6 protein-coding genes and 1 pseudogene are annotated in these 4486 nt (G+C 54.5%); 4 read left to right on the forward strand and 3 right to left on the reverse strand.

Translation table 11 applies throughout. The features are described from left to right. From HX846_RS28395 to HX846_RS28405, 3 genes are all read left to right on the forward strand, one after another. Positions 1 to 417, forward strand: a 417-nt coding sequence (locus HX846_RS28395; RefSeq protein WP_178966550.1) for a ribonucleotide-diphosphate reductase subunit beta, incomplete at its 5' end; no start/stop codon positions are given. Positions 418 to 562: 145 nt separating this feature from the next. Continuing rightward, positions 563 to 1276 (forward strand): HNH endonuclease, encoded by a 714-nt coding sequence (locus HX846_RS28400; protein ID WP_177027675.1) that lies wholly within the window; start codon positions 563 to 565, stop codon positions 1274 to 1276. A 71-nt stretch (positions 1277 to 1347) separates the two neighbouring features. Further along, entirely contained in the window at positions 1348 to 1989 is a 642-nt protein-coding gene (locus HX846_RS28405) for an HAD-IB family hydrolase (RefSeq protein ID WP_003211514.1), read from the forward strand. Between the two features lie 41 nt (positions 1990 to 2030). On the opposite strand, the gene HX846_RS28410 is transcribed toward HX846_RS28405, so the two are convergent. From HX846_RS28410 to HX846_RS28420, 3 genes are all read right to left on the reverse strand, one after another. Beyond that, positions 2031 to 2435, reverse strand: coding sequence for a type II toxin-antitoxin system VapC family toxin (locus tag HX846_RS28410; protein ID WP_178966564.1), 405 nt, complete (start codon positions 2433 to 2435; stop codon positions 2031 to 2033). Further along, a complete protein-coding gene (vapB, locus tag HX846_RS28415) occupies positions 2428 to 2667 on the reverse strand; it encodes a type II toxin-antitoxin system VapB family antitoxin (protein ID WP_008432930.1) in 240 nt (79 codons plus the stop codon). The genes HX846_RS28410 and vapB overlap by 8 nt, the downstream gene beginning before the upstream one ends. A 284-nt stretch (positions 2668 to 2951) precedes the next feature. Continuing rightward, positions 2952 to 3911, reverse strand: coding sequence for a LysR family transcriptional regulator (locus tag HX846_RS28420; protein ID WP_032899067.1), 960 nt, complete (start codon positions 3909 to 3911; stop codon positions 2952 to 2954). Positions 3912 to 4173: 262 nt separating this feature from the next. On the opposite strand from HX846_RS28420, the pseudogene HX846_RS28425 reads away from it, so the two are divergent. After that, a pseudogene (locus HX846_RS28425) lies at positions 4174 to 4486 on the forward strand (argininosuccinate lyase); the annotation flags it as partial.

Here is a 4486-nt window from a genome sequence, read left to right on the forward strand (position 1 = left end):
AACAAAATGACCGGCGTGGCCGAGCAGTTCCAGTACATCCTGCGGGATGAGTCGATGCACCTGAACTTCGGTATCGATGTGATCAACCAGATCAAAATCGAAAACCCGCACCTGTGGGATGCCGAGATGAAGGAAGAAGCGACCCAGATGATCCTGCAAGGGACTCAGCTGGAGATTGAATACGCGCGTGACACCATGCCGCGTGGGGTGCTGGGGATGAATGCGGCGATGATGGAGGACTACCTCAAGTTCATCGCGAATCGTCGTCTGTCGCAGATTGGGTTGAAGGAAGAGTATCCAGGGACGACTAACCCGTTCCCGTGGATGAGCGAGATCATGGACTTGAAGAAAGAGAAGAACTTCTTTGAGACCCGTGTGATCGAGTACCAGACTGGCGGCGCGCTGAGCTGGGATTGATTCCTTAGCCAACTGAAAAGCCCTGACTTGTTCAGGGCTTTTTTGTATTTGCAGAGTGCCAAATCCTACAGTCTCGTAGGAAATTTCGTAGACGTGCTAGTGGCCACTCAGTATCGTCCGAGGACTTTCTACCCTCGGCGACTGTATGGATATTACAAAAGACAGCATCGACTGGAGCGACGAGGAATTAGCCGCGGCAGTCGAGACCTACTTGAAGATGTTGGCGTTGGAGAAGAACGGCCAACCCTTTAATAAAGCCCATGAAAACCGATTGCTACGTCAGGGACCAATCGCAGGTCGTACAGAAGGCTCCATCGAGTTTCGCATGCAGAATATCTCTGCGGTTCTGGTCCAAATGGGCCTGGATCGGATCAAGGGGTACAAACCTGCAAATAACGTGGGCTCGGGAGTAGAACAACAGATTCGCAAAGCCCTCACTGCCCTTCGTATATTTGAATCAGATGAAACAGCGCAAACTGCAGATGAACAAACCCTCGTCCGCCGAGCATCCAAGCTACTGCAGCAGCCCATCGAGAAGGTGCCGGACGGAATTGCGAAGCCACAGAAAGTGTCCATTGTCGGTACGGCTTTTGTTCGCGATCCCAAAGTACGCGCTTGGGTATTGAATGAGGCCAATGGCATTTGCGAAGGCTGCGGTTCAAACGCTCCCTTCGAAGTGGATGGCTTGCCATTTCTTGAAGTACATCACGTCAAGCACCTCGCCCAGAAGGGTTCGGATCGCATCACCAATGCTGTAGCCTTGTGCCCGAATTGCCATCAGCGTTGTCACCGATCAAGTGACCGCGGTGACTTCACCAAAGGGCTTTACTCGAAAATCGAAAGATTGAAAGAAGAGTAAACTTCTGTGGTCACAACTGATGTATTACCAAAATTACGAGATAGGACCGAGACCCGCCCGTGAACCCAGACATGCTCGAATCCGGCCCCTTGGATGCCAAAGTACTCTCCGTCTTTGACTTCGACGGCACCCTGACCCACCACGACAGTTTCGTGCCGTTCCTGAAGTTCGCCTTTGGTAAAGGCGAGTTCGTGCGCAGGATGGTGAAGCTGGCGGTGCCTGGCGCGCAGTTTCTGTTGCGCGTCATTAGCCGTGATGAGCTCAAGGCGCAGTTGATCCGCACCTTTATGACCGGCGTGGATAAGGCGTGGGTTCAGCAGAAAGCGGAAGCGTATTGCCAGGCCTATTGGAACAAGTTGATGCGGCCAACCGGGCTGCAATCGGTGGCCGATGAGGTGAAGTCCGGGGCGGTGGTGACGCTGTGTTCGGCATCGCCAGCGTTGGTGTTGCAGCCGTTTGCGGATCGGCTTGGGATCCGGTTGATAGGCACTGAGCTTGAGGTGGTTGACGGAGTATTGACGGGCAAGCTCACGGGGAATAATTGCCGGTGTGAGAATAAGGTGCTTCGGCTTGAGGCGGTTTATGGGGATCTGGGGGAGTATCGGCTCAGGGCCTGGGGTGATACGCGCGGGGATCGGGAGTTGTTGGCGGCGGCGCAGGATGCGCATTTTCGGCATTTTCATGCGAAGAAGAAACGAATCAAGCAACGCTGAATCGCCTGGACGACCTATCTGTGTGCGCTGGATTGACTGCCTTAGGCGGCGATCCAGTTTTCCACGATCAAGCCATTCACTCGCTTGAACTCACCTTCGTTGTTAGTCACCAAGACCAATCCTGAGCTTCTGGCGTGGCCCGCGATGTGCAGGTCATTTACGCCGATTGAAGTGCCCTTCTTTTCGAGATCGGAGCGGATCGAGCCGTAGTGAAAAGTGGCCTTGTCATCGTAGTGAATGACGTCAAGCCGGGAGATGAAGTCCTCCACCGCCCGAGTATTTTTCTCAACAAACTGGCTTTTTTCGGCCCCGTGCATCAATTCCGCAAGGGTGATCGAAGAGATCACCATACGACCTACATTCGCATTGAATTTTTCCAGTATTTCCATAGGCCGACGCTTGATGATGTAGATCACGATGTTCGTATCAAGCATGTACTTAATCATCAAAGGACTCTCGCTCTTGCTGGGTTTGGTCGGCGCGCTCCTCCATAAAATCATCAGATACCGATTCGCTTGCAAGGAAAAAGCTGTCCCAAGTGTTTTCAACCGGCGAAATAATCAGTTCGCGCCCCACGGCACGCACCTCTACAGTTTTCACCCCAGCGGGAAAACGCATGTCAGCAGGGATGCGGATATTTTGTGTACGGTTATTGGTGAAGATCGTTCCAGTAGACATAAGGAACACCTCTCTAGGCATGGGAAGACAGGTAAGAATGATAGTTTGCAGGTGCTCTATTGCATAGCTCTATAGCAGCTACCCGACGAGCGTAGCCGAACAGGTAGCTGTTGGTGGCGGCGCAGGAAGCGCATTTTCATGCGAAGAAGAAGTTGGGCAAGTTGCGGCGGTGATGCGGGTGGATAGGGTCTGCGGGTAGACCGAGTTGATCCCATCGCAGCCTCGCTGGGGCTCGACAGCTCCCACAGGGGATCTCTGTAGGTTCTTAGGGTGGTGGGAATTCGTTAGATTGGCGCTTTGAGGTCCACGCCTAGTGCCGTTGCGAAGGCTTTGACCAGCGGGCTTCGTGGGGCGTTGTGGCGCAGGATAAGGTTGAACGCTGTGCTCAGGTGGATCTGCTCCGGGCATAACACGCGCAGGCGCCCTTCCTTCACCAGCGGCGCGGCGTAGTGTTCCGGGAGGAAGCCCAGGAAGCGGCCGGTGAGGATGAGGATGGCCACGGCTTCAACCTGTGAGGCCGAGGCGGACTGACTGTCGTAGCTGACGAAGTTGGCCTTGTCGCTGTGGATCGCGTAACGATGGTTGACCACTTCATGCTGGCGCAACACATCTGCGTTGATGTCACTCGCTTCAAACAGCGGATGCCCGACGCCGCAGTACGCGTGGGACTTTTCTTCGTATAGCGGGAAATAATCGAATTCTTCCCGCCGCTGGTACACCGGGACGATGCCGACAATCAGCCGCCCTTCCACCACGCCCCGTTCAACTTCGTCCAGTTGCGAGGCATGTAGACGTAATCTTATTTTTGGCGACTCTGTATGTAATCTTCCCAGCGCGTTAATCAATGGTGAATTAACGTCGGAGACGGTGTTATCAATAACGCCTACACTAAGGTCGCCGATCAGTTCATTCTGTGCCGAACTAAGCTTGTCTCTGAAACTGTCTACCGAGGCAAATAATTCAATGGACGCTTGATAGACTAATTTGCCTTCTTCGGTCAGGCCAAACCCTTCCCGCCCTCGCGTACACAGGCGCATGCCGATGCGAATTTCCAGGTCGGAAATCTGCTTGCTGATCGCCGCCAGGCCCACATTCAGCTCGTTCTGCGCCGCGCTGAAGCCGCCCGCTTCGACCACAGCCTTGAACACCCGCAGCAATTTGAAGTCCAGGCCGCTGAGTTGCAGGGGCGGTCTTGTGCCGGGTTTTGGCGGTATGTTTCCAGAATTGGAAAGTGGGGTTTCCATAATACGTGTTGACCTCAAGTGCCATCTTCAACAGGCTTTGACCTACTCCATGAACATCGCCGGGCGGCAATAATGAACATACTTAACCGCCCTTGGCAACCTTGAATATAGCGGGTTGAACAGCTTTTACCGGCTGATTTAATGCCCATAAAAACCTGACACTTCGATCAGGACTTTTCGTTTTGCTACTGCCCTCCGAATCCATAAGGCCAAGCCACGTCCATCGGGCTTGTCACTTCTAAAAACAAGCGTGAGGAACACCATGTCTCAGCCCACCGATCGCCTCTGGGGTGCTCGTTTCAAGTCCGGCCCGTCTGCTGCTTTGGCGGCGCTGTCCCGTTGCCCCGAGCGCTATTTTCGCCTGACGCCCTACGACCTGGCCGGCTCCCGGGCCCATGCCCGTGAGTTGCAGCGCGCCGGGTTGCTGGATGAGTCGGAAACCTTGCGCACCCTGGAAGCGCTGGACCGGATTGGTGAGGACTTTGCCGCTGGCCGCCTGCACCCGACGCTGGATGACGAGGATGTGCACACCTTCATCGAGCGGGTGTTGACCGAGCGTTTGGGCGCCCTGGGCG

Origin of the sequence: Pseudomonas sp. K5002 (assembly GCF_013386655.1) — a bacterium.
GTDB lineage: Bacteria > Pseudomonadota > Gammaproteobacteria > Pseudomonadales > Pseudomonadaceae > Aquipseudomonas.